20 protein-coding genes, 2 tRNA genes and 3 other RNA genes are annotated in these 25,863 nt (G+C 53.6%); 10 read left to right on the forward strand and 15 right to left on the reverse strand.

The window, feature by feature from the left end; all coding sequences use genetic code 11:
- Positions 1–11: 11 nt before the first annotated feature.
- The 4 genes from oppC to MT962_RS08395 all read right to left on the reverse strand — a co-directional run bounded on the left by oppC (position 12) and on the right by MT962_RS08395 (position 5,125).
- Entirely contained in the window at positions 12–920 is a 909-nt protein-coding gene (gene oppC / locus MT962_RS08380) for an oligopeptide ABC transporter permease OppC (protein ID WP_024556094.1), read from the reverse strand.
- Positions 921–933: 13 nt separating this feature from the next.
- The gene (gene oppB, locus MT962_RS08385; protein WP_247365373.1) at positions 934–1,854 is read right to left on the reverse strand and encodes an oligopeptide ABC transporter permease OppB; all 921 of its coding nucleotides are present in this window, start codon (positions 1,852–1,854) and stop codon (positions 934–936) included.
- Positions 1,855–2,050: 196 nt separating this feature from the next.
- Positions 2,051–3,679, reverse strand: coding sequence for an oligopeptide ABC transporter substrate-binding protein OppA (gene oppA / locus MT962_RS08390; protein WP_024556092.1), 1,629 nt, complete (start codon positions 3,677–3,679; stop codon positions 2,051–2,053).
- A gap of 798 nt (positions 3,680–4,477) precedes the next feature.
- Positions 4,478–5,125: a YchE family NAAT transporter gene (locus MT962_RS08395; protein ID WP_167541509.1), complete on the reverse strand. Its 648-nt coding sequence runs from the start codon at positions 5,123–5,125 to the stop codon at positions 4,478–4,480.
- Positions 5,126–5,595: 470 nt separating this feature from the next.
- Between MT962_RS08395 and adhE the strand changes: the two genes are divergently transcribed.
- The gene (gene adhE, locus MT962_RS08400; protein WP_024560941.1) at positions 5,596–8,274 is read left to right on the forward strand and encodes a bifunctional acetaldehyde-CoA/alcohol dehydrogenase; all 2,679 of its coding nucleotides are present in this window, start codon (positions 5,596–5,598) and stop codon (positions 8,272–8,274) included.
- 132 nt (positions 8,275–8,406) lie between these two features.
- Here adhE and tdk read toward each other — a convergent pair whose 3' ends face one another.
- The gene (gene tdk / locus MT962_RS08405) at positions 8,407–9,027 is read right to left on the reverse strand and encodes a thymidine kinase (protein ID WP_024560940.1); all 621 of its coding nucleotides are present in this window, start codon (positions 9,025–9,027) and stop codon (positions 8,407–8,409) included.
- Between the two features lie 555 nt (positions 9,028–9,582).
- Here tdk and hns point away from each other — a divergent pair.
- Complete coding sequence (gene hns, locus MT962_RS08410) at positions 9,583–9,993, forward strand: histone-like nucleoid-structuring protein H-NS (protein ID WP_024553058.1); 411 nt, start codon at positions 9,583–9,585, stop codon at positions 9,991–9,993.
- 61 nt (positions 9,994–10,054) lie between these two features.
- Here hns and MT962_RS08415 read toward each other — a convergent pair whose 3' ends face one another.
- The 5 genes from MT962_RS08415 to MT962_RS08435 all read right to left on the reverse strand — a co-directional run bounded on the left by MT962_RS08415 (position 10,055) and on the right by MT962_RS08435 (position 14,923).
- A complete protein-coding gene (locus MT962_RS08415) occupies positions 10,055–11,068 on the reverse strand; it encodes an NAD-dependent epimerase (RefSeq protein WP_024556088.1) in 1,014 nt (337 codons plus the stop codon).
- A 14-nt stretch (positions 11,069–11,082) separates the two neighbouring features.
- A complete protein-coding gene (locus tag MT962_RS08420; RefSeq protein WP_048887441.1) occupies positions 11,083–12,423 on the reverse strand; it encodes a UDP-glucose/GDP-mannose dehydrogenase family protein in 1,341 nt (446 codons plus the stop codon).
- A gap of 22 nt (positions 12,424–12,445) precedes the next feature.
- On the reverse strand, positions 12,446–13,354 hold the full coding sequence (gene galU, locus MT962_RS08425; RefSeq protein WP_024556086.1) for a UTP--glucose-1-phosphate uridylyltransferase GalU: 909 nt from the start codon (positions 13,352–13,354) through the stop codon (positions 12,446–12,448).
- A 202-nt stretch (positions 13,355–13,556) separates the two neighbouring features.
- Positions 13,557–14,570 carry a two-component system response regulator RssB gene (gene rssB / locus MT962_RS08430; RefSeq protein WP_024556085.1) on the reverse strand — a complete coding sequence of 338 codons (1,014 nt, stop codon included), beginning with the start codon at positions 14,568–14,570 and terminating at the stop codon, positions 13,557–13,559.
- Positions 14,567–14,923 carry a hypothetical protein gene (locus MT962_RS08435; RefSeq protein WP_024556084.1) on the reverse strand — a complete coding sequence of 119 codons (357 nt, stop codon included), beginning with the start codon at positions 14,921–14,923 and terminating at the stop codon, positions 14,567–14,569. The genes rssB and MT962_RS08435 overlap by 4 nt, the downstream gene beginning before the upstream one ends.
- 114 nt (positions 14,924–15,037) lie before the next feature.
- On the opposite strand from MT962_RS08435, the gene MT962_RS08440 reads away from it, so the two are divergent.
- The 7 genes from MT962_RS08440 to MT962_RS08470 all read left to right on the forward strand — a co-directional run bounded on the left by MT962_RS08440 (position 15,038) and on the right by MT962_RS08470 (position 17,311).
- Complete coding sequence (locus tag MT962_RS08440) at positions 15,038–15,496, forward strand: YchJ family protein (RefSeq protein WP_188723625.1); 459 nt, start codon at positions 15,038–15,040, stop codon at positions 15,494–15,496.
- Positions 15,497–15,548: 52 nt separating this feature from the next.
- On the forward strand, positions 15,549–16,391 hold the full coding sequence (purU, locus tag MT962_RS08445) for a formyltetrahydrofolate deformylase (RefSeq protein ID WP_024560937.1): 843 nt from the start codon (positions 15,549–15,551) through the stop codon (positions 16,389–16,391).
- 157 nt (positions 16,392–16,548) lie between these two features.
- A tRNA-Tyr gene (locus MT962_RS08450) sits at positions 16,549–16,633 on the forward strand.
- Between the two features lie 70 nt (positions 16,634–16,703).
- A tRNA-Tyr gene (locus tag MT962_RS08455) sits at positions 16,704–16,788 on the forward strand.
- A gap of 47 nt (positions 16,789–16,835) precedes the next feature.
- A non-coding RNA gene (locus tag MT962_RS08460) (RtT sRNA) lies at positions 16,836–16,966 on the forward strand.
- 46 nt (positions 16,967–17,012) lie between these two features.
- Positions 17,013–17,143: non-coding RNA, RtT sRNA (locus MT962_RS08465), on the forward strand.
- A gap of 47 nt (positions 17,144–17,190) precedes the next feature.
- A non-coding RNA gene (locus tag MT962_RS08470) (RtT sRNA) lies at positions 17,191–17,311 on the forward strand.
- Positions 17,312–17,331: 20 nt separating this feature from the next.
- Here MT962_RS08470 and MT962_RS08475 read toward each other — a convergent pair.
- A complete protein-coding gene (locus MT962_RS08475) occupies positions 17,332–17,778 on the reverse strand; it encodes an Lrp/AsnC family transcriptional regulator (protein ID WP_024556081.1) in 447 nt (148 codons plus the stop codon).
- Between the two features lie 103 nt (positions 17,779–17,881).
- Here MT962_RS08475 and MT962_RS08480 point away from each other — a divergent pair, with 103 nt between their 5' ends.
- The gene (locus MT962_RS08480; protein ID WP_247365374.1) at positions 17,882–18,775 is read left to right on the forward strand and encodes a DMT family transporter; all 894 of its coding nucleotides are present in this window, start codon (positions 17,882–17,884) and stop codon (positions 18,773–18,775) included.
- A gap of 134 nt (positions 18,776–18,909) precedes the next feature.
- Here the strand turns inward: MT962_RS08480 and narI are convergent, their stop codons facing one another.
- The 4 genes from narI to MT962_RS08500 are packed head-to-tail and all read right to left on the reverse strand — an operon-like array spanning position 18,910 to position 25,569.
- Positions 18,910–19,587: a respiratory nitrate reductase subunit gamma gene (narI, locus tag MT962_RS08485; protein WP_024556079.1), complete on the reverse strand. Its 678-nt coding sequence runs from the start codon at positions 19,585–19,587 to the stop codon at positions 18,910–18,912.
- The gene (gene narJ / locus MT962_RS08490; RefSeq protein WP_188723627.1) at positions 19,587–20,297 is read right to left on the reverse strand and encodes a nitrate reductase molybdenum cofactor assembly chaperone; all 711 of its coding nucleotides are present in this window, start codon (positions 20,295–20,297) and stop codon (positions 19,587–19,589) included. Before narJ ends, narI begins: the two co-directional genes overlap by 1 nt.
- Positions 20,294–21,826 carry a nitrate reductase subunit beta gene (narH, locus tag MT962_RS08495; RefSeq protein ID WP_024559774.1) on the reverse strand — a complete coding sequence of 511 codons (1,533 nt, stop codon included), beginning with the start codon at positions 21,824–21,826 and terminating at the stop codon, positions 20,294–20,296. The genes narJ and narH overlap by 4 nt, the downstream gene beginning before the upstream one ends.
- Positions 21,823–25,569 (reverse strand): nitrate reductase subunit alpha, encoded by a 3,747-nt coding sequence (locus MT962_RS08500; protein WP_024559773.1) that lies wholly within the window; start codon positions 25,567–25,569, stop codon positions 21,823–21,825. The genes narH and MT962_RS08500 overlap by 4 nt, the downstream gene beginning before the upstream one ends.
- Positions 25,570–25,863 lie beyond the last annotated feature (294 nt).

The following is a 25,863-nucleotide window of genomic DNA, read 5'->3' on the forward strand; positions in this document are numbered from 1 at the left end:
GGCGGCACTCCTTAACGATCTTTCGGGTCGAGGGCATCACGCAGGCCATCGCCGATAAAGTTAAAACAAAACAGGGTGACCACGAGGAATCCTGCCGGAAAGAGCAGCAGCCAGGGTGACACTTCCATGGAGTTGGCGCCGTCACTCAGCAGCGCCCCCCAGGAACTCAGCGGCTCCTGCGTGCCGAGGCCCAGGAAGCTCAGGAAGGACTCAAACAGGATCATGCTTGGCACCAGCAGCGAAGCGTAAACCACCACCACGCCCAGCACGTTTGGCACGATATGCCGAACCACAATGCTGGCGGTAGAAACCCCGCCTACCTGGGCTGCTTCGATAAACTCTTTGCGCTTAAGGCTGAGCGTCTGGCCGCGCACGATGCGCGCCATATCCAGCCAGGATACCATGCCGATGGCCACAAAGATGAGCAGGATGTTCTGACCAAAAAAGGTGACCAGCAGGATAACGAAGAACATGAACGGGAAGGAGTTCAGAATCTCCAGCAGGCGCATCATGACGGAATCCACTTTGCCGCCGAGGTAACCGGAAAGCGAACCGTAAAGCGTGCCGACGATGACCGCCACCAGCGCCGCCGCCACGCCCACCATCAGCGAAATGCGCCCGCCTATCGCCACACGCACCAGCAGATCGCGGCCGGAAGAATCGGTACCGAACCAGTGGCCGGATTCGGTATCCGGCGGGCTCGACATCATTCCCCAGTCAGTATCGAAGTAGCTGAATTGTGAAAGCATCGGCGCGAGCGTGACGAACAACGCAATCAACGCCAGTACGACCAGGCTCGCGACCGCTGCGCGGTTATGCACAAAGCGACGACGCGCGTCCTGCCAGAGGCTGCGCCCTTCTACTTCCAGTTTTTCACTGAAGTTTTCCAGCGCCTCGCTGTTTTTCTTACTCAACATCATGGCGACTCCAGCGTCAGTAACGGATTTTCGGGTCGATGACGGCATAAAGCACATCGACAATGGCGTTAAAAAGGATGGTCAGCGCGCCGACCAGGATAGTCAGGCTCAGCACCAGCGAATAGTCGCGGTTCAGCGCTCCGTTAACGAAAAGCTGGCCGATACCCGGCAGACCATAGATAGTTTCGATAACCATCGAGCCGGTGATAATGCCGACAAACGCCGGGCCCATATACGAGAGCACCGGCAGCAGCGCCGGTTTCAGCGCATGACGCAGGATAATCCGACGCATCGGCAGCCCTTTCGCCCGCGCGGTGCGGATGAAGTTAGAGTGCAGCACTTCAATCATCGAACCGCGCGTAATACGCGCGATACTGGCGATATAGGCAAGGGAGAGCGCCACCATCGGCAGGATCATAAATTTAAACGCCCCGCCATTCCAGCCGCCGCCGGGAAGCCACTGCAGCGTGATGGCGAATATCATGACCAGTAGCGGGGCTACGACGAAACTCGGTATCACTACCCCGGTCATCGCAATGCCCATTACCGTGTAATCCCATTTGGTATTTTGTTTAAGCGCTGCAATCACGCCCGCCGTTACGCCCAGAATGACCGCCAGCAAAAAGGCCGCGGCGCCGAGTTTCGCGGAAACCGGAAACGAAGAGGCCACGAGATCGTTAACGGAATAATCTTTATATTTGAATGACGGCCCGAAATCTCCGTGAGCCAGCTGTTTCAGGTAACTGAAATACTGAGTCAGAATCGGATCGTTTAAATGGTATTTCGCCTCGATATTCGCCATGACTTCTGGCGGCAGCGCACGCTCGCCGGTAAAGGGGCTGCCCGGCGCCAGACGCATCATAAAGAAGGAAATAGTGATAAGAATAAAGAGTGTCGGAATCGCTTCCAGACAGCGACGTAGTATAAATTTCAACATTGCCCGTACCTTCTGGCATGTGCCTTTGAGTAAAGATGAAAAAGGAGCCTGCGCCAGACGGCTTTACGGCTCCAGGGCACAGTGGCGCGAGTGCAACTTTCTTATTCACGCGACGGCGTTTATTTCCGCCGCAGGTTATGCGGCGGAAAAGGTTACCGCAGCGAGAAGAGAAATTGTTTCGCCCCACGCATTGCCATTAGTGCTTGATAATATAAAGGTTCTTAACGTAGATATTATCCATCGGGTCTTTACCGGTATAACCACCCACCCACGGTTTCACCAGACGGGCATTCACGTAGTAATAAACCGGCACGATCGCGGAGTCTTTATCAAGCTGTTCTTCCGCTTTCTGATAAAGCGCGGTGCGCTGCCCTTCATCCGTCACCTTCAGCGTATCGCCGATAATCTTATCGAACGCTTCGCTCTTATAGTGCGCGGTATTGTTTGAGCTGTCAGAAAGCATAGTGTTCAGGAAGGAAGTCGGTTCGTTGTAATCCGCACACCAGCCCGCACGCGCTACGTCGAAGTTGCCCTGATGACGGGTATCCAGGAAGGTTTTCCACTCCTGGTTTTCCAGCTTCACGTTCACGCCGAGGTTTTTCTTCCAGATGGAAGAGACGGCGATAGCCAGTTTCTTGTGCAGATCGGACGTGTTGTACAGCAGGTCGAACGTCAGCGGCTTATCCGCCGTGTAGCCTGCTTCCGCCAACAGCTTTTTCGCTTCCGCGTTACGCTGTTCCTGGGTCATTTTGAACCAGGCGGGTTCGGTCAGCTTCGCGCCGTCGGTATAAGGCGGGGTGTAGCTATAGGCTGGCAGGTCGCCCTGGTTTTTCACTTTGTTAACAATGATATCGCGATCCAGGCCCAGTTTCAGCGCGGCGCGAACGCGCGGATCGTTAAATGGCGGCTTCTGGTTGTTGATTTCGTAGTAGTAGGTGCACAGGTACGGGTCAACGTGCACCTCTTTAGGGATCTCTTTTTTCAGCTTCTGGAAGAGTTCGATCGGCATGTTGTTATAAGTCATGTCGATTTCGCCGCTGCGGTAGCGGTTTACGTCTGTCACTTCAGAAGAGATAGGCAGGTAAGTAACCTGATTGATAACTGTTTTCGCGTTATCCCAGTAATTGGTGTTGCGCTCGAGCACGATGCGCTCGTTCACTACCCAATCTTTGAGCTTATAAGCGCCGTTCGAAACGATATTGGCAGGCTGCGTCCATTTTTCGCCAAATTTCTCTACAACGGCTTTAGGTACCGGCGACATTGAGGAGTGCACCAGCAGCTTATAGAAGTAAGGAACCGGTTCGGTCAGAGTGACTTCGAGAGTATTATCATCGATCGCTTTAACGCCAAGTTCAGTCGGCTTCTTTTTACCGGCGATGATGTCGTCGATATTCGCGATATGACCATATTGCAGGTAGCTTTCATAAGGCGAAGCCGTGTTCGGATCGGCCAGACGCTGCCAGCTGTACACGAAATCGTGCGCCGTTACCGGTTCGCCGTTGGACCATTTCGCATCTTTACGCAGATGGAACGTCCAGACTTTGAAATCTTTATTTTCCCACTTTTCCGCCACGCCCGCGCTCGGGTGCCCGTCCACATCAGTCACCAGCAGGCCTTCAAACAGGTCGCGGTTGATATTGGATTCCGGCACGCCTTCAATTTTGTGCGGATCGAGGGATTGCACTTCAGAACCATTGTTGCGCACCAGCGTCTGTTTTTCCGCCAGTTGCACACCTGCAGGCACATTCGCAGCCATTGCGTTACCCGCGATTAGCGCAGAAAGAATTCCCGCCGCTACCAGACTTTTTTTTGTGATGATGGTCATTGTGATAATACTCCAATCATTATAATTACTGGCCCTGAAGCCAGCCTCTTGCTGCCCTTTTGGGCGCCTGTACAGCGCAGGAGCGATTTGCCGCTGTCAGGTTTTTCTTTTTTTTACTGCTTGCTATCACCGACTTTATTTATAACGACCACTCGTACGGCGGTCTTTACGTCGATTCCTGGCTTCTCTTCCCCTGTCTGAAGAGAAGCGAGAGGATGGCGAACCTGCCGCCCGAAAACGCTTTCAGACAAAAAGCATTCTCATTAACTAATAATTTGCAGCCGAATGTTTTGGCCGGAAGGTATCAAAAGCGACAATCCTGCGCCAATAGAATTTACGAATTTGTTAAGCATTTCTCTTTTAGAGAGGCCAAAAACGATATTCAGCGCTACTCCAGGAGAAGTTAAATCTCGCTAAAAACATTAATAATCAATGCATTACGCTTATAAAACGGGTTTGCGATTACGCATTTTGAACTCCGTCACGCAAAATCACATAAAATTAACATTTGTCTATTTTTTAGCACATTCATCTGCTTTGCGAATGAAATTACTAATAACATTTCAGTTATCCGTCAGCAAGAACAAGAGTATCGTGTGAGAAAAATAACAAACCTTTTGCTCTCTTTCTGCACGCCGGCTAACAACAGCTGTTAGCAACATATTGATTTTAAATAAGTAAGCTGATGCATTCTTTTTTGCTATGACAATGTTGCATTTGGTCGCATACAAGACGAAATGCTAATGAAGTCGCAAAAAAAAGCGGAGCCGGAGCTCCGCTTTTTCAAATGAAAGCGATTTAATTAAGCAAACCTGGAAAGATAGCTTTCAGACCCGTCACAATAAACTCGATGCCAAGGGCCATTAGCAATAGCCCCATAATACGCGTTATCACGTTAATGCCGGTCTGACCCAGTAAGCGCACAAGCCACGGAGCAAGACGGAAAACGCCCCAACAGCAGAGGGCAAAAACAGCGATAGCCAGTGAAAATCCCACCATATAACCCAGGCTGTGGTAACGCGTTCCCCAGACGATGGTTGAACTTATCGCGCCCGGTCCCGCCATCAAAGGAAGCGCCAGCGGCACTACGCCCACGCTTTCACGAATTGCGGTTTCTGATTTCTCTTGTTTGTTTTGCTTATCCTCACCCAGCTTGCCGCTAATCATCGACATAGCGATAGTGACAACCAGTATGCCGCCCGCGATACGGAAGGAATCTATAGAAATACCGAACAATTGCAGGATGGCATCGCCCAGAAAAAGCGACGTCCACAGAATGATGGCGACAGAGAGGTTGGCAGTAAGGTTCGTCTTATTACGGGCCACCGCGGTTTGGTAACTGGTCATGCTAATAAAGACGGGGATAATCCCAACCGGGTTAACCAGCGCAAAGAGCCCGATAAAGAACTTAAAGTAGGTTGGCATATCTAAGAAAGAGTGGGCCACAAGAACTCCAGAAATGAGCCATGCAAAAGACTCGCGTAATGTAAAGGAAAAGGCCCACGTACGCTACGCTGATCCGCAGGGCAATATTCTTCTTATTCCTTTTTCAGGAAAACGAACCGCTCTTGTTATTTATTTGTTGTAATTATGGTAACGTAATTTATATACGCTGTAGCTAAGCTATTACACAATGCTGTAATACTGAAATATGGCCTGCTGAAAGGAGTCAGCATGGATATAAATTGATCCTGATCACGTTTTGCCTACTCAGAAGTGAGTAACCTGATTACGCCGCCAGGGAATAACAGCGAGCTTCAGGGCTGTGAGGGTAAGGCTCTTTTAGTAAATCAGCGTGGTGTCATTAGCTATTGCGTTGTCACATCCTGTCTGTTACGCGTGCTGTTTGGTCTAGCTTTATAAGTGATTCAAACAGCTGGTTTACTAAAAGAGTTTAACATTATCAGGAGAGCATTATGGCCGTTACTAATGTCGCTGAACTTAACGCCCTCGTCGAGCGCGTAAAAAAAGCCCAGCGTGAATACGCCAACTTTACTCAAGAACAGGTCGATAAAATCTTCCGCGCAGCCGCTCTGGCCGCCGCAGATGCTCGCATCCCCCTCGCTAAAATGGCCGTTGCCGAATCTGGTATGGGTATCGTCGAAGATAAAGTGATTAAAAACCACTTCGCTTCTGAATATATCTACAACGCCTACAAAGACGAGAAAACCTGCGGCATCCTGGAAGAAGACGATACCTTCGGCACTATCACTATCGCCGAACCCACTGGCATCATCTGCGGTATCGTTCCGACGACTAACCCGACATCCACCGCAATTTTTAAAGCGCTCATTAGCCTTAAAACACGCAACGCTATCATTTTCTCTCCGCACCCGCGTGCGAAAAACGCCACCAATAAAGCAGCTGATATCGTGCTTCAGGCCGCAATTGCTGCTGGTGCGCCAAAAGACATTATCGGTTGGATCGACGAACCTTCAGTTGAGCTTTCTAATCAGCTGATGCATCACCCGGATATCAACCTTATCCTCGCCACTGGCGGTCCGGGTATGGTGAAAGCCGCATACAGCTCAGGTAAACCGGCAATTGGCGTAGGCGCAGGCAACACGCCAGTCGTTATCGACGAAACCGCCGATATCAAACGTGCCGTGGCGTCCATCCTGATGTCCAAAACCTTCGATAACGGCGTTATCTGCGCATCTGAACAATCCGTTGTCGTTGTTGATTCTGTGTATGACGCTGTGCGCGAACGTTTCGCCACCCATGGCGGCTATCTGCTTCAGGGCAAAGAACTGAAAGCCGTTCAGGATATCATCCTGAAAAATGGCGGCCTGAACGCGGCTATCGTAGGCCAGCCTGCGACCAAAATCGCTGAAATGGCAGGCATCAGCGTACCGGCTGGCACCAAGATTCTGATCGGCGAAGTAACTCTCGTGGATGAAAGCGAACCGTTCGCACACGAGAAACTTTCCCCGACTCTCGCCATGTACCGCGCAAGAGACTTCGAAGACGCGGTAGTGAAAGCGGAAAAACTGGTTGCAATGGGCGGTATCGGTCATACCTCCTGCCTGTACACCGACCAGGATAACCAGCCGCAACGTGTCGCGCATTTTGGTCAAATGATGAAAACCGCGCGCATCCTCATTAATACCCCGGCGTCGCAGGGCGGTATCGGTGACCTTTATAACTTCAAACTGGCGCCTTCTTTGACGCTGGGTTGCGGTTCCTGGGGCGGTAACTCCATCTCTGAAAACGTGGGTCCGAAGCACCTGATCAACAAGAAAACCGTTGCCAAGCGAGCTGAGAACATGTTGTGGCATAAACTTCCGAAATCTATCTACTTCCGCCGCGGCTCTCTGCCTATCGCGCTGGATGAAGTGATTACTGATGGTCACAAACGCGCCATGATCGTGACTGACCGCTTCCTGTTCAACAATGGTTACGCTGATCAGATAACCTCCGTGCTGAAAGCAGCAGGCGTCGAAACCGAAGTATTCTTTGAAGTTGAAGCGGATCCGACCCTGAGCGTTGTTCGTAAAGGCGCTGAACTGGCTAATTCCTTCAAGCCGGACGTTATCATCGCACTGGGTGGCGGTTCTCCGATGGACGCCGCGAAGATCATGTGGGTCATGTATGAGCATCCGGAAACCCATTTCGAAGAACTGGCGCTGCGCTTTATGGATATCCGTAAACGTATCTACAAATTCCCGAAAATGGGCGTGAAAGCGAAAATGATCGCCGTCACCACCACTTCCGGTACCGGTTCTGAAGTGACTCCGTTCGCCGTGGTTACTGATGACGCAACTGGTCAGAAATATCCGCTGGCAGACTACGCGCTGACCCCAGACATGGCGATCGTCGACGCAAACCTGGTCATGGATATGCCGAAGTCACTCTGCGCGTTCGGTGGTCTGGATGCGGTAACTCACGCCCTGGAAGCTTATGTCTCTGTTCTGGCAAGCGAGTTTTCCGATGGTCAGGCTCTGCAGGCGCTGAAACTGCTGAAAGAAAACCTGCCGGCTTCTTACCATGAAGGCGCTAAAAACCCGGTTGCACGTGAGCGTGTTCACAGCGCCGCGACTATTGCGGGTATCGCCTTTGCGAACGCCTTCCTCGGCGTGTGCCACTCTATGGCGCACAAACTGGGTTCGCAGTTCCATATCCCGCACGGTCTGGCCAACGCCCTGCTGATTTCCAACGTTATCCGCTATAACGCGAACGATAACCCGACGAAGCAGACTGCATTCAGCCAGTACGACCGTCCGCAGGCGCGCCGCCGTTATGCGGAGATTGCTGACCACCTCGGTCTTTCTGCGCCGGGCGACCGCACCGCAGCGAAAATTGAAAAGCTGCTGGTATGGCTGGACAGCATTAAAGCTGAACTGGGCATTCCTAAGTCTATCCGTGAAGCGGGCGTGCAGGAAGCGGACTTCCTGGCGCATGTTGATAAGCTGTCTGAAGACGCCTTTGACGATCAGTGTACCGGTGCTAACCCGCGCTATCCGCTGATTTCCGAGCTGAAACAAATTCTGCTGGATAGCTTCTATGGCCGCGAATACACCGAAGGCGGTGCAGCAGCTGCTAAAGAAGTCGCTCAGGTAGTAAAAGCTGACAAGAAAGCGAAAAAACCTGCCTGACAGGTACTAATAGCTGATAAAAAACCCGCCTGATGGCGGGTTTTTTTATTATGAAATTCAGGGTAACTGTAGAACTGGCATGGGCGCATTTTAAAGGCCATAGCAGCGTTTTCTCTACGTCTCCTAGCTCCCCTATGACGAGCCCTCTTTTCGCTGCTGTACGGCCTGTAAAGAGCCTTTTGCAAGCGCTTCTTTATAATGTTTCCGGCAAACGGAGACATAGCGTTCGTTACCGCCGATAACGACCTGCTCCCCTTCATTATAAGGCTGTCCGTTTTGATCCAGCCGCAGCACCATGCTCGCTTTGCGTCCGCAGAAACAGATAGTTTTCAGTTCGACCAGCTTATCGGACCAGGCCAGTAAATATTGGCTGCCGATAAATAGCTCGCCGCGAAAATCCGTACGCAACCCGTAACAAAGCACCGGAATATCTAACTCGTCCACTACGCCGGCAAGTTCATAAACCTGCTGACGCGTCAGGAACTGGCTTTCGTCCACCAGCACGCAATGTACTGGCTTACGCTCATGTTCTTCGCGAATGTCCGTAAATAACGATGTGCTCTGATTAAAAAGTTTTGCAGGCGATGAGAGACCGATGCGTGAACTCACTTTCCCGGCGCCGAAGCGATCGTCGATTTCCGCCGTATAGACGACCGTTCGCATCCCTCTTTCCTGGTAGTTATAGGAAGACTGAAGCAAAGCGGTAGATTTACCCGCGTTCATTGCAGAATAGTAAAAATAAAGTTGCGCCATTGGCGGCAAGCCCCATGGTATGAAACGGAATAGGCGTGATTGTACCATAACCTGCCAGTACCGCATGCCTGCTGGCGCTGCGTTAATCCCCGAAGCGCATTTAGCGTCAGAGTGCTTTATATTTACCCGCACGGTAATAATGCATTTACGACCATATAAGCGAACCAGTAAATAGCGGCTGCCATTATTAACCCTGGTTAACTAACCCCTTATCCAGACTGATAAAATTACTGAAAAATAAAAGAATAATGGCCCTCACACAGGCAGTATCGGAGTTCATGCGAAAGAATGATATTTATACAGCCGGCCCTAACCGCGTTATAAAACGTTGCTTATGTTTCTTCTCTTTTCCTCTATAAAATCGTTGTCGCGCCCGCAATAAGCCCGCTTTTTTTGTACGGTTCTTAAAGGTAGATTTAACTTTGCTTTTTTTAATAACGTCCAAAATAAGCCGATATTTTGAATTCCTTACATTCTCACCTATTGCAGAAGTGAAATTAAGGCTCTATTATTAGGTCAACAAACCACCCCCAATATAAGTTTGAGATTACTACAATGAGCGAAGCACTTAAAATTCTGAACAACATCCGTACTCTTCGTGCGCAGGCAAGAGAATGCACCCTTGAAACGCTTGAAGAAATGCTGGAAAAATTAGAAGTTGTTGTGAATGAGCGCCGCGAAGAAGAAAGCGCTGCAGCAGCTGAAATCGAAGAGCGTACTCGTAAATTACAGCAGTATCGTGAAATGTTGATCGCGGATGGTATCGACCCGAACGAATTGCTGAACAGCATGTCTGCTGCTAAAACTGGCACTAAAGCCAAACGCGCTGCTCGCCCGGCAAAATATAGCTACATTGATGAAAACGGCGAAAGCAAAACCTGGACTGGCCAGGGTCGTACGCCGGCAGTTATCAAAAAAGCTATTGATGAAGGCAAACAGCTGGACGATTTCCTGATTAAAGACTAATGCGCTTTAATAAAAAAACCCGCTTCGGCGGGTTTTTTGTTTTAAAGGGGATGAAACATAATCAACCAGCGACCTGATAAAACGCCTTATACCACTCTACAAAGCGCTTAACGCCCTCTTCTACTGAGGTATGCGGCTTAAAGCCAATCGCGTCATACAGGGCCGTTGTGTCCGCGCTGGTTTCAAGTACATCGCCCGGCTGTATCGGCATCATGTTTTTCTGCGCTTCTTTACCCAGCGCTTTTTCAAGCGCAGAAATATAATCCATCAGCTCGACAGGAGAGCTGTTGCCAATATTATATACACGATACGGAGCGGAACTGGTGGCCGGCGATCCGGTTTCCACTGTCCACTTCGGGTCCGCCTGTGGAATAACGTCCTGCAAACGGACAATCGCCTCGGCAATATCATCGATATAAGTAAAATCACGACGCATTTTGCCATGGTTATAAACATCGATTCGCTTATCTTCCACGATCGCTTTCGTAAATTTAAATAACGCCATATCCGGGCGGCCCCAAGGACCATAAACTGTAAAAAAGCGTAACCCGGTGGTCGGCAAACCATAAAGATGGGAGTAGGTATGCGACATCAATTCATTGGCTTTTTTCGTCGCCGCGTATAAAGAAACGGGATGGTCGACACTGTCATCGGTTGAAAACGGCATTTTACGGTTCAGGCCATAAACGGAACTGGAAGACGCGTATAATAAATGCTCAACCTGATGATGACGGCACCCCTCAAGCACATTCAAATGCCCTACCAGATTTGCGTCCGCATAAGCATGCGGGTTTTCCAGGGAATAACGAACGCCAGCCTGGGCGGCAAGATGAATAACGCGTTGAGGTTTTTCTGAAGCAAATAAATCCGCCATTCCCTGACGGTCGGCAAGGTCAAGCTTTTGAAAACGGAAATTGGGGTGATTTTCTATAAGGTTAAGGCGAGCGTATTTGAGGTTGACATCATAATAGTCATTCAGGTTATCGATACCGATAACCTGGTGACCGGCTGCCAGCAGACGCTCGCTGACGTGAAAACCAATAAAGCCTGCTGCGCCGGTTACCAGAAATTTCATACAACCCTCATTTATTATGCAATGTTAATGGATGCTCCGCGGCCGATTGCATAATAAACAAAGCCGCGTTTGCTGAGCCTGCCTGGATCATACAGGTTACGACCATCAAAGATAACCGGCTGTTTAAGGGAATTTTTAATGATGTCAAAGTCCGGCGCGCGGAAAGCCTGCCACTCGGTACAGATAACTAGCGCATCTGCCCCATGCAACGCGGCCTCTTTGGTGCCCATCAAACGCAGGTCGTCACGGTGGCCATAAATGCGCTGCGTTTCATCCATCGCTTCCGGATCGTAGGCCTGAACCGTCGCTCCACGCTTCCAGAGTTCCTCCATCAGTACACGGCTTGACGCTTCACGCATATCGTCAGTGTTGGGTTTAAAGGAAAGCCCCCACAGCGCGAACGTTTTACCGCTTAGATCTTCGCCGAAATGACGACGAATGAACTCTGGCAGCTTCTGCTTTTGATCGTGGTTAACGTCTTCTACGGCTTTAAGCAGACGCGGCACATAGCCAATCTGTTCGGAGGTACGGATTAACGCCTGTACATCTTTCGGGAAGCAGGAACCGCCGTAACCACAGCCAGGGTAGATAAAGTGATAGCCGATACGCGAGTCTGAACCGATGCCCTGACGCACTTTTTCGATATCCGCGCCCAGACGCTCCGCCAGGTTCGAAATCTCGTTCATAAAGCTTATCTTCGTGGCCAACATGCAGTTGGCGGCATACTTGGTTAGCTCCGCGCTGCGGATATCCATCAGGATCATGCGGTCATGATTGCGGTTAAACGGCTCATAGAGCTCACGCAGCAGCTCAACGACATCGTCGTTATCCGTCCCCACCACGATGCGCTCAGGACGCATACAATCCGATACCGCCGCCCCTTCTTTCAGGAATTCCGGGTTGGAAACCACATCAAAGGGGATATCCACGCCGCGCGCCTGCAGCGTTTCGCTCATCACTTTACGGACTTTGTCCGCCGTGCCCACCGGCACGGTTGATTTATCCAGCACCACTTTGTGGCTGGTCATATGCTGAGCGATAGTCCGCGCCACAGCGGTGACATATTTCAGATCCGCAGAGCCGTCTTCATCCGGCGGGGTGCCGACTGCGATAAACTGCATTACGCCATGCTCAACGCCTTCCTGCGCGTTCGTGCTGAAGTGCAGCCGCCCCTCTTCATAATTTTTCTTCACAAGCGGGGTCAGACCCGGTTCATAAATCGGGATGACGCCTTTTTTCAGGTTCTCGACTTTATTTTCATCAACGTCGATACACATGACATCGTGGCCGACTTCCGCCAGCACCGCGGCCTGAACCAGACCGACGTAGCCAATACCAAAAACGGTTACTTTCATTGCCTTGTCCTGCCTGAATAGGTTACTTCTTATCGCCCACGGTTTCGTTCAGCCAGGCTTTAAATTCCTCACCGAGCGTGTTGTGGCGAATCCCATATTCTACGAACGCCTGCATGTAACCGAGTTTGTTGCCGCAGTCGTGGCTCTTGCCTTTCATGTGGTAGGCTTCCACTGTCTCTTTATCCATCAGCATAGCGATGGAGTCGGTGAGCTGGATTTCATCACCCGCTCCCGGAGGCGTTTTGGCCAGCAGCGGCCAAATATCGGCGCTGAGCACATAGCGGCCTACCACAGCCAGGTTGGACGGCGCGACGTTCGCCTTCGGTTTTTCAACGATGCCGACCATCGGCACGCTGTCGCCAGGCTGCAGCGCAACGCCTTTACAATCGACCACGCCATACGCGGTAACATCTTCTACAGGCTCAACCATGATCTGGCTGTTGCCGGTTTCATCGAAGCGCTTAATCATCTCAGCCAGGTTTTCCTGGGAGAGATCAGATTCAAACTCATCCAGAATGACGTCCGGCAGAATAACGGCGACCGGCTCGTCACCAACAACCGGGTGCGCGCACATCACAGCGTGGCCGAGGCCTTTCGCCAGGCCCTGACGAACCTGCATGATGGTGACATGCGGCGGGCAGATAGATTGCACTTCTTCCAGCAGCTGGCGCTTGACGCGTTTTTCCAGCATGGCTTCAAGTTCAAAACTGGTGTCGAAATGGTTTTCGATAGAGTTTTTGGAGGAGTGAGTGACCAGAACAATCTCAGTAATGCCAGCGGCGATACATTCGTTAACGACATACTGAATTAACGGCTTATCAACCAGCGGCAGCATCTCTTTTGGAATCGCCTTAGTGGCCGGCAACATCCTGGTCCCTAATCCCGCAACCGGGATTACTGCTTTTCTTACTTTCGAATTAATGGCAGCCATTGAATATTCTCCTGGACTGTTCAAGTTTGACACTTGTTCGTCAATTAAAAACGCGTTCGAGTATATCAGCATAGATTTGTATTAAGCGGCTGAATACGCGGTGCCCCGGCACTTTAGGACTAATACGAAGAAAACCAACGTGATATTAGCACCAGCAAAGAGCGTGCGGATAAAGCTATCTTGCTTTATCCCCGCCGAACGCTCATTCTGCAGACAACATCAGCCTTAAACGGCCGCCAGCGCCCCAAATCTGACACTGCCAGGATTCGCAACGCTGACTAATTTGATTTAAGTAAGTATTACCCAGCGTACCTAAAGGCACACCACTACTTACCTGAATTTGATGGTCGCCAGTATTTAACGTCGCGTTAAGACCAGCGGAAACCAGAATAAGATTTTTTAAACCGCTGTGGTAATACCCAACCATAAGCGGAAATTGTCCTACCAGATTTGCCTGGCGTAACAATTGGTTAACTTGTTTAAGTAAATTCCCCAGCTCGGGCAGGCGCTGTCGCTGCTGCGAAAGCTGCTCCTGTAATAACCCGTTAAAAAGCGCGCGTAAAAGCAACGCCGCCAATACGCCGTTATCGCCAGCACGGGTGACGTCGAGACAGTAAAAGGCGAGATCTTGCTCAGAAAGGGGGGCAATATCCAACACCAGGCCCGGCTCATCGGCAGAGACCAGCTGGCGATAATTAATGCGACAGTGAGATATGACCTGCTGAACCGGGGGTTGCAGCTCCTGCAGCAGCTTTGCCGCCGCCTGCGGGTTGTTCACCAGCGCGTCCCAGTCCTGGAACAAGCGCTCTTCTTCCTCTACGCGCGAGTTAAACATGTTCGGGTAAAGGCAGGCGAACACGGTTTCACGCAGGCGGTTTAAATCTTTAACTGGCTTTAGCAAGACATCCTGTACGCCAAGACGCAGCGCCTTAGCGATATCCGCCATGTTTTCCGTAGCGGAAATAACAAGAATCGGCGTTTGAACCCCTTCGTTGCGGATATGCTCCACCAGTTGCAACCCATTCATACGGGGCATTTCCAGATCGCAAATCAGCAAATCCGGTGTCTGTTGGGCCATTTTTTCCAGCGCTTCTATCCCATCCCACGCAACGGCGGTTTCCGCGCCCATTCCCGTGAGCCAGGCATCCAGCATTGAGCGGAAAACGGGTTCGTCTTCGACGATAAGGATCTGTTTTCCGGCTAAAGGTTGCGTCATCTTCTTCCCCCTGACAAATGACAACTTAATAGTGGCATGTTCAAGCGACGGCTGCCTGTCAGAATCGCCTGAAGAATGCTCGCTCTGGGGGAACTCTGTTTACATTGCGCCCGGTAAAAAGCGTGATAAATGATAAAAGTCCAGTAAGCGGGACATAATTTGCACAAAATAAAAACCACATTATCAATATATTCTTTGCGATAGTGCCTGGCTGTGTGTAACGCCGTTACGATCAAAAAGACCCCGGCCATGGATAGCATTCTAAAAAAACCTAAAATTGTGACGATGTCCAGCAGGGCGTTAATAATGGTGGATTTTTCTTCCCGAATCAGCCCTTCTGTTTGCTCTTTCATTACGCCTCGGTTGAAGTCCCCGGTATGACATCCCGTGGCGTCATCGCCACTGCTCGGTTAACATAATGCCGCCGTGGCGTCGAAACGCCGTTACTGTTTATTCAAGGAGCAACTTTGTCGCAACTTTGTCCTTGTGGCAGCGCACAGGAGTATAGCCTATGTTGCCAGCCTTATCTGTCTGGCGACAAGGCCGCGCCCGTTCCGTCACATCTCATGCGGTCTCGCTATTGCGCTTTTGTGATGAAAGACGCGAATTATCTTGTCGATACGTGGCATCCAGCGTGTCAGGCCAACGCCTTTCGGGCTGATATCGAGGCAGGCTTTGCCCATACTGAATGGCTGGGGCTGACTATTTTTGAAGAGGCGCCGGGGCAAAATGAAGAAGAAGGCTTCGTGAGTTTTGTCGCGCGCTATAGCGAGCAGGGCAAACCTGGCGCTATCATTGAACGTTCCCGGTTCTTAAAAGAGCACGGACGCTGGTATTATATTGACGGCGTTCGTCCGGTAATTGGTCGTAATGACCCCTGCCCCTGTGGTTCCGGTAAAAAATTTAAAAAGTGTTGCGGGCAATAAACCGCCTTTTGACAACGCTGAATGACAAACACTCAACAGGATCTTCCCTGCAATGCAAGCATTACAACGCAAAGTACTTCGCACTATTTGTCCCGATCAGAAAGGCCTGATCGCACGTATTACCAATATTTGCTACAAGCACGAACTGAATATCGTCCAGAACAATGAGTTTGTCGATCACCGCACCGGCCGCTTTTTTATGCGTACCGAACTGGAAGGTATCTTCAACGATGCGACGTTGCTTGCCGATCTTGATAGCGCGCTGCCGGAAGGTTCCGTACGCGAACTCAACCCAGCTGGACGCCGCCGTATCGTCATTCTCGTCACCAAAGAAGCGCACTGCCTGGGCGACCTGCTGATGAAAGCCAACTATGGCGGGCTGGATGTCGAGATCGCTGCGGTTATCGGCAACCACGAAACGCTGCGTTCGCTTGTCGAGCGCTTTGATATTCCATTCCAGTTGGTAAGCCATGAAGGTTTAACGCGCGAAGAGCACGATCAACTGATGGCGCAGGCCATTGAGCATTACGAACCGGATTACGTTGTGCTGGCAAAATATATGCGCGTGCTGACGCCTGATTTCGTTGCCCGTTTTCCGAACAAAATTATTAATATTCACCACTCGTTCCTGCCAGCCTTTATTGGCGCGCGTCCTTACCATCAGGCTTATGAGCGCGGCGTAAAGATTATCGGTGCGACTGCGCATTACGTGAACGACAATCTGGATGAAGGCCCGATCATCATGCAGGATGTGATTCACGTTGATCATAACTACACCGCTGAAGATATGATGCGCGCCGGGCGCGATGTTGAGAAAAATGTCCTCAGCCGCGCGCTTTATCAGGTTCTTGCCCAGCGCGTGTTCGTTTATGGCAACCGGACGATTATCCTGTAATACGGGTAAAATGAATTGCTTAGCTTTAAAGCGTTACGTGTAAAAAGTACGCAAACGATACATTTCTCATAACGTAAGGCTTTACAGGGGCGCTTCATTTGATATGATGCGCCCCGCTTCCCGAGACGGAAGCAGGCCAGTTAAAGCATTACCCCGTGGTGGGGTTCCCGAGCGGCCAAAGGGAGCAGACTGTAAATCTGCCGTCACAGACTTCGAAGGTTCGAATCCTTCCCCCACCACCATCTTCAACCACAGCGATGTGGTTAACCTGATAGGCCGCTGGCTTATCATTCAGACAATATGAATACCCCTGGTGGGGTTCCCGAGCGGCCAAAGGGAGCAGACTGTAAATCTGCCGTCACAGACTTCGAAGGTTCGAATCCTTCCCCCACCACCATCTCTCTTATATCAAGCTTCCCTCTACCATCACCCTTCACTTTCCATGCGCCATTTACGCGGGGAAGGATGAGAACCTTCGACTAAGGTTCGGGTCGAGCGGAGCGAGACAACGTTGCCGCAGGCAACGGCCCGCAGGGCGAGGCGCGAAGCGCCGAGTAATCCTTCCCCCACCACCATCTCTTCAGATATAAATCACCTTTAACCAAATCGACTGCCTCCCATATCGCTTCTGCGCGGGGAAGGATGAAAACCTTCGACTAAGGTTCGGGTCGAGTGAAGCGAGACAACGTTGCCGCAGGCAACGGCCCGCAGGGCGAGGCGCGAAGCGCCGAGTAATCCTTCCCCCACCACCATCTCTTTTATATCAAGCTTCCCTCTACCATCACCTTTCACTTTCCATGCGCCATTTACGCGGGGAAGGATGAGAACCTTCGACTAAGGTTCGGGTCGAGCGAAGCGAGACAACGTTGCCGCAGGCAACGGCCCGCAGGGCGAGGCGCGAAGCGCTGCCCGCTGTTTAAGTTAACCCGTATTTACCTCCTCAAAGCGGCGGCAATCTTCTCTTTACCGGGGAACTCTTCACAATAGAGGTGTTCGACTGCGCGTAATCCGCCAGGCCATCGAGCAGGTCGTCAAGTTGGCCGATGGAGTGAAACGCCAGCCGCATCACAAAACAATCCTCACCCGTGACCTTGTCGCACTCAATACATTCCGGCATCGCCTGAATCATCTTTTCGACTTTATGCAACATGCCCGGCAGCGGCTTAACGCGCACCAGCGCCTGCATCCCGTAACCCACCGCCGGAAGGTTTACCCGCGCGCCATAACCTTCAATGATGCCGCGCTCCTCCAGCCGTCGGATACGCTCCGCCGTGCTGGGCGAAGAAAGCCCGATTTTGCCGCTCAGCACTTTCAGCGACAACCTGGCGTCTTCTGTCAGATAAGCCAGAATCTGCCGGTCAGTGTTATCCAGAAAGTAATTTTCCATATAAACCTCATAAAAAAAGGCAAAAGACACATCGCTCCTGATTAATTCTATACCGCATCTGGCAGGAAACGTCGAAAATAGACCAACACAAAAGGAGGGCAACATGAGCAACGACTACAAAACCGGCGTCTGGCAAATGACGGCCGCCATGCTGATTTCAGGCTCAATCGGCGTTTTTGTGCTGCTGAGCGGGCAACCCGTGACGGATGTGGTGTTCTGGCGCTGCCTGGTCGGCGCCCTCACCCTCTTTATCCTGACGAGCCTTAGCGGCGACTGGCGCAGCCATCTTACTTTGAAGGTCATCGTTGTCGCCGCGCTGGGCGGCGTGGCGTTGGTGCTTAACTGGCTGCTGCTGTTTGCCGCCTACTCCCGTCTTTCCATTGGCCTCGCCACGCTGGTTTATAACACGCAGCCGCTGATGCTGGTGCTGATGAGCATGCTTTTCCTGGGCGAGAAAGTCACGCGGGCGAAATGGTATTGGCTGCTGGCCGCGTTTGGCGGAATGGCGCTGGTGCTGGAGGGCCAGTTAACGGGGTCGCATCATGACGGCTGGCTGTTGGGTATCGCCATGGCGCTTGGCGCTGCGTTCTTTTACGCCCTTACCGCCCTCATCACCCGTCGGCTAAAAGGGGTGCCGCCTCAGCAAATCGCGCTGGTGCAAGTGAGCGTGGGCGTGCTGATGCTGCTGCCTGTCTCGCATTTCAGCCTCTCACCAACGCCGTTTCAGTGGAGTATTTTGGTTCTGCTTGGCGTGTTACACACCGGGGTCATGTATCAACTGCTTTACGGCGCAATACAAAAGCTGCCGACGCCGGTCACCGGATCCCTTTCATTTATTTATCCGCTGGTGGCGATTGCCGCGGATCAGTGGGTCTTCGGGCATAGTCTGAGCCTGCACCAGCTGGCAGGCGGCGCGCTGATCCTCCTTGCCGCGGCGGGGAATAATCTGGGCTGGGGAGAAAAGGCAAAAGCGCCTGCGCAAGCGGCGAGTCGTTAACGCCCTTTCCCCAACGGCCTCCCTGCGATAGTCAGCAAAAACGAAATCCGTACGCTCCCCGAGGGAGAAAAATTCTCCACCATTTCGCCAATAAAAAACCCGGCGTCAGCCGGGTTTGTCATATCGCTTGCTATTCAGCGGCGTGCGCGCACCACCTGGTATCTGCGCGTCAGGTATTCCACCGGCGCGCTCCACACATGCACCAGGCGGGTGAACGGGAAAAGCAGGAACAGCGTCATGCCAAGCACAAGGTGAACGCGGAAGATAAACGCCACGCCGTCAAGCTGCTCCGCCGCGCCGCTGCGGAAGGTCACGATGTGTTGCGCCCACCCCACCAGCTTCATCATCTCACTGCCGTCCATATGCTGCGCAGAGAACGGAATAGTCAACAGTCCCAGCGTACACTGCGCCATCAGCAGCGCCAGGATCAGGATATCAGCGCCGGTCGATGTCGCGCGCACACGTGGGTTAAACAGACGACGCTTAAGCAGTAGCAGCCCACCCACCAGCGTCAGCACGCCGCAGATGCCGCCAGCGACCATCGCCAGCTGTTGCTTAACGGCCACCGGCAGGAACCACTCGTACATCCAGTGCGGCGTTAACATGCCGAACAGGTGGCCGAAGAAAATCCCGAGAATGCCGATATGGAACAGGTTAGAGGCCAGGTTCATCCCCTTGCGGTCAAGCATCTGGCTGGAGGCGGCGCGCCAGGTATACTGGCCGTAGTCATAACGCAGCCAGCTACCGACCAGAAAGACCGTACCGGCGATGTACGGGTAGATACTAAAGAAGAACATATTCAGGAAGTGCATTAGTGCTGTCCTCCGGTAGAGATAGTCAGATACTGCGGGGCCACCGCCCCGGCAAAGCGACGCTGATGAGCGCTGATGGCGTCCTCGCCGCACCCCTTTTCGGCGAAAAACTTCACCTGTTCTTCTTCCCAGACGGCGTCCAGCGCCTGCGGCGTATCGTCACGGGCTTCGCCAGCCAGTTGCGCCTGCACTTTTTGTTCATCAACCCGACTTTCAGCGAGCGCCAGCAGCAGCTCGAAAATCAGGGCGTAGCGGCTTTCGCGCTGCTTAAGGCGAGCGCCGAGCAGCGCCAGTATCGGCGCGATGTCTTTAAGCCCGTTCACCGCGTCGTCATGCGGCAGTTGCGCAAGGTATTCCAGATAAAGCGGCAAATGATCCGGCAACTCGCGGCTGCTGAGTTCAAGCCCGGCGCGCTCATACTGGGCAAGCAGGTCGACCATCGCCTGCCCCCGGTCGCGGGATTCGCCATGCACATGTTCGAAAAGCAGCAGCGAGGTGGCGCGCCCGCGATCAAACAGTTCGCTGTAGCTTGCCTGCGCGTCCAGTAAATCCTCGCTTAGCAAGTCGCGGATAAAGACGCCCAGCCGGTGGGCATCCTTTAACGAGAGATGCTCAGTTTCAGCCAACGCGTCGAACAGCTCCTGCTGATGCTGCCAGAGCGCGGCGTCGGGGTACTCCAGCAGGCGCGAGAGAATAAGCAGTTCCATCACAGATGCTCCCCTTTCACGGTCACATCGACGGCGTCGATGCGGCGGCTGTTGAACAGGTTGAATTTGCTGTCAGAGCCGTGGCAACCGTCGCCGAAGCTAAAGCCGCAGCCGTTGCGCTCCGGGAACGCGTCGCGCGCCAGTTCACGGTGGCTGGAAGGAATAACGAAGCGGTCTTCGTAGTTCGCGATAGCCAGATAGCGGTACATCTCCTGCGCCTGCGCTTCACTCAGCCCCACTTCTTCCAGCGCGCGAACATCATTCACGCCGTCAACGGTTTCCGCGCGTTTGTAGTGGCGCATCGCCAGCATGCGTTTCAGGGCCAGCAATACCGGGGCGGTGTCGCCTGCGGTGAGCAGGTTCGCCAGGTACTGCACCGGAATGCGCAGGCTTTCCACATCCGGCAGAATGCCGTTGCGGCCAAGCTCGCCCGCATCGGCGGCGGATTGAATCGGCGAAAGCGGCGGCACGTACCAGACCATCGGCAGCGTGCGGTATTCCGGGTGCAGCGGCAGCGCCAGCTTCCAGTCCATCGCCAGCTTCCACACCGGCGACTGCTGCGCGGCGTCAATCACGCTCTGCGGCACGCCATCTTTCAACGCCTGCTCAATCACTTTCGGGTCGTTCGGGTCGAGGAAGACATCCAGCTGACGCTGATAGAGATCGGTCTCATGCTCGGTGCTCGCCGCCTGCTCAATGGCGTCCGCGTCATACAGCAGCACGCCGAGATAGCGGATACGGCCCACGCAGGTTTCTGAGCAGACAGTCGGCATCCCCGCTTCAATACGCGGATAGCAGAAGATGCACTTCTCAGATTTGCCGCTCTTCCAGTTGAAGTAGATTTTTTTGTACGGACAGCCGGTCACGCACATGCGCCAGCCGCGGCATTTATCCTGGTCAATCAGCACGATGCCGTCTTCTTCACGCTTGTAAATCGCGCCGCTCGGGCAGGTGGCCACGCACGCCGGGTTCAGGCAGTGCTCGCACAGGCGCGGCAGATACATCATGAAGGTGTTTTCGAACTGGCCGTACATCGCCTTCTGCATATTGTCGAAATTTTTATCCTGCGAGCGCTTTTCAAACTCGCCGCCCAGGATCTCTTCCCAGTTCGGGCCCGCTTCGACTTTATTCATCCGCTGGCCGGTGATTTTCGAGCGCGGGCGCGCTATCGGCTGATGCTTGCCTTCCGGCGCGTTGTGCAGGTGCTGATAGTCGAAGTCGAACGGTTCGTAGTAATCATCAATGCCCGGCAGATGCGGGTTAGCGAAAATTTTACCCAGCAGCATGCCGCGCCCGCCCATACGGGGCTGCAGCTTGCCGTTGATTTTGCGCACCCAGCCGCCCTTCCACTTCTCCTGGTTCTCCCAGTCGTTCGGGAAGCCGACGCCCGGCTTACTTTCCACGTTGTTAAACCAGGCGTACTCCATGCCTTCGCGGCTGGTCCAGACGTTTTTACAGGTCACCGAACAGGTGTGGCAGCCGATGCATTTATCAAGGTTCAGCACCATGCCGACTTGTGAACGAATTTTCATTTTACGCTCTCCTGTTTTTGGTCGTTGCCTTCGCCGTCCAACCAGTCAATGTTCTTCATCTTACGCACCACCACAAACTCATCGCGGTTAGAGCCTACGGTGCCGTAGTAGTTAAAGCCGTAGGCCAGCTGCGCATAGCCGCCGATCATATGGGTCGGTTTCGGGCTGATGCGGGTGACCGAGTTGTGAATGCCGCCGCGCTGGCCGGTGATTTCCGACCCCGGAATATTCACGATGCGCTCCTGGGCGTGGTACATCATGGTCATGCCTGCCGGTACGCGCTGGCTCACCACCGCTCGGGCGGTCAGCGCGCCGTTGGCGTTAAACACCTCTATCCAGTCGTTATCCGCAATGCCGAGGTCGCGGGCGTCGTCTTCGCTCATCCAGACAATCGGGCCGCCGCGGGAAAGCGTCAGCATCAGCAGGTTGTCGCTGTAGGTAGAGTGAATGCCCCATTTCTGGTGCGGCGTCAGGAAGTTCAGCGCCTTCTCCGGGTTGCCGTTAGATTTCTTGCCCATCACCGCTTTCACCGAACGGGTGTCGATGGGCGGACGATAGACCAGCAGGCTCTCGCCGAAGTCGCGCATCCACGGGTGATCCTGATACAGCTGCTGGCGGCCGGAGAGCGTGCGCCACGGGATAAGCTCATGCACGTTGGTGTAACCGGCGTTGTAAGAGACATGCTCATCCTCCAGCCCGGACCAGGTGGGGCTGGAGATAATTTTGCGCGGCTGCGCCTGGATATCGCGAAAGCGAATCTTCTCTTCTTCTTTATTCAGCGCCAGATGCGTATGGTCGCGGCCGGTAAACTCGCTGAGCGCCGCCCAGGCTTTCACCGCCACCTGGCCGTTGGTTTCCGGCGCAAGCGTTAAGATCATCTCGGCGGCGTCAATGGCGGTGTTGAGCATCGGCTGGCCTTTCGCCGGACCGTCCTGCTTGGTATAATTAAGCTTGCGCAGCAGATCCATTTCACTCTGGGTGTTCCAGGCGATGCCCTTGCCGCCGTTGCCGATTTTCTCCATCAGCGGGCCGATGGAGGTGAAGCGCTCATACGTCGCCGGGTAGTCACGCTCAACGGCAATAATGTGCGGCGCGGTTTTGCCGGGGATCAGCTCGCATTCGCCTTTTTTCCACTCTTTCACCTCCAGCGGCTGCGCCAGCTCGGCGGCGGAGTCATGCTGAATCGGCAGCGTCACCACATCGGTTTCCACGCCGAGGTGGCCCACGCAAACTTCAGAGAATTTCTTCGCGATGCCTTTGTAGATTTCCCAGTCGCTTTTCGACTCCCAGGCCGGGTCGACGGCGGCGGAAAGCGGATGAATAAACGGATGCATATCCGAGGTATTCATGTCGTCTTTTTCATACCAGGTGGCGGTCGGCAGTACAATGTCGGAGTAAAGACAGGTGCTGGAGAGACGGAAGTCGAGGGTAACCACCAGGTCCAGCTTGCCGTCAAGGCCGTTATCCTGCCATTCAATTTCTTCAGGCTTCACGCCGCCCTGCTGGCCGAGATCTTTGCCCTGAATGCCGTTCTCGGTGCCGAGCAGGTATTTGAGCATGTACTCATGCCCCTTACCGGAGGAGCCCAGCAGGTTGGAGCGCCAGACAAACAGGTTGCGCGGATGGTTTTTACCGTTCTCCGGCTCTTCGGCGGCGAAGCGGATCTCGCCCGATTTCAGCGCCTTCACGGTGTAATCTACCGGGCTCATGCCCGCTTTATCCGCCGCAGCCTTGATGCGCAGCGGGTTGGTGCCAAGCTGCGGCGCAGAAGGCAGCCAGCCCATGCGCTCGGCGCGCACGTTGAAGTCGATAAGATGGCCGCTGTAGCGCGATTTATCCGCCAGCGGCGACAGCAGGTCTTCCGTCGTCAGGGATTCATAACGCCACTGGCTGGAGTGGTTATAGAAGAAAGAGGTGCTGTTCATGTGGCGCGGCGGACGGTTCCAGTCCAGCGCGAAGGCCAGCGGCGTCCAGCCGGTTTGCGGGCGCAGTTTCTCCTGGCCGACATAGTGCGCCCAGCCGCCGCCGCTCTGGCCGACGCAGCCGCAGAACACCAGCATATTGATAAGCCCACGGTAGTTCATATCCATGTGGTACCAGTGGTTCAGACCGGCGCCGACGATTATCATGGAACGACCATGCGTTTTATCGGCGTTGTCGGCAAACTCGCGGGCGGTGCGAATAATCTGCGCGCGCGGCACGCCAGTAATCTGCTCCGCCCAGGCCGGGGAGTACGCTTTCACGTCGTCGTAGCTGGCAGCGCAGTTGGCGTCGTCCAGGCCGCGATCGAGGCCATAGTTGGCAAGGGTCAGGTCATACACCGTGGCCACCAGCGCCTGGCTGCCGTCGGCCAGGGTCAGGCGTTTCACCGGCAGCTTATGCAGCAGGATGTTTTCCAGCTTCACCTTGTTGAAGTGTTCGCTGCTGTCACCGCCAAAGTACGGGAAGCCCACGTCGGCAACCTCATCCTGATGGCCCAGCAGCGACAGGCGCAGTTCGGTCTCTTCACCGGAGGCGCCGTCGCGCTGTTCAAGGTTCCACTTGCCCTTTTCGCCCCAGCGGAAGCCGATGGAGCCATTCGGCGCTGTCAGTTCGCCATTGCGGTTATCGAACGCGACGGTTTTCCACTCCGGGTTATTTTCCTGGCCCAGATTATCGACCAAATCGGAGGCGCGCAGCATACGGCCTGCGGCATAGAAACCGTCGCGCGCTTCGAGCATCACCAGCATCGGCATGTCGGTGTAGCGGCGCACATAGTCGGTGAAATACTGGCTCGGCTTATCGAGGTGGAACTCTTTGAGCATCACATGGCCCATCGCCAGCGCCATCGCGCTGTCGGTGCCCTGTTTCGGCGCCAGCCACAGGTCGCACAGCTTGGCGATTTCCGCGTAGTCGGGGGTGACGGCGACCGTTTTCGTGCCTTTGTAACGCACCTCGGTAAAGAAGTGGGCGTCCGGCGTGCGGGTCTGCGGCACGTTGGAGCCCCAGGCGATGATGTAGCTGGAGTTGTACCAGTCGGCGGATTCCGGCACGTCGGTCTGCTCGCCCCAGGTCATCGGCGAGGCGGGCGGCAGGTCGCAATACCAGTCATAGAAGCTCAGGCAGGTGCCGCCAATCAGCGAGAGATAGCGCGCACCGGAGGCGTAAGAGACCATCGACATCGCCGGAATAGGCGAAAAACCGGCGATACGGTCCGGGCCAAAAGTTTTGGCGGTATAGACGTTCGCCGCCGCGATAAGTTCGTTCACCTCCTGCCAGGAGGAGCGGACGAAGCCGCCGCGCCCGCGCGCCTGCTTATAGCTTTTCGCTTTTTCGCTGTCTTCAATAATGGAGGCCCAGGCGTTTACCGGGTCGCTGTGACGCGCTTTTGCCTCACGCCAGAGTTTGATCAGGCGCTTGCGCATCAGCGGATATTTCAGGCGGTTGGCGCTGTAGAGATACCAGGAGTAGCTCGCGCCGCGCGGGCAGCCGCGGGGCTCGTGGTTCGGCATGTCCGGGCGGGTGCGCGGGTAGTCGGTCTGCTGGGTTTCCCAGGTCACCAGACCGTTTTTCACGTAGATTTTCCAGCTACAGGAGCCAGTGCAGTTTACGCCATGAGTCGAACGCACGATTTTGTCGTGCTGCCAGCGGCTCCGGTAACTCTCTTCCCAGTCGCGGTTTGTTTCAAGAAGCTGGCCGTGCCCATTGGCAAAGGTGTCGCCCTTCTGTTTGAAGTAGCGAAACCGGTCCAAAAATTTGCTCATCAGCGTTTCTCCTGTAGGGAGCCTTAAGGCTCTTCTGGTAAATCGACATTGCTGGAATGGCGGCACGGTAACGCCGCGTCAGATAAGCAGAATTGACGACGATCAAGCCGACCCGGCGCAGAGAAGACGCGCAAAAATCGAACTACCCCCAAAGTAGGAGGCACGAATTTCATTTAATCTATTGTTTTTAAATAAAATTATTCCAACAGGACAGGAATTGACCGCCTTTTTCCGCCGGGGCGGGTATTAAGGGGTAGATAGCAGATAAGCGAGCCTGTCTGCTGAAATGAGGAA

This window comes from Franconibacter sp. IITDAS19 (assembly GCF_023079515.1).
GTDB classification, from domain to species: Bacteria; Pseudomonadota; Gammaproteobacteria; order Enterobacterales; family Enterobacteriaceae; genus Franconibacter; species Franconibacter pulveris.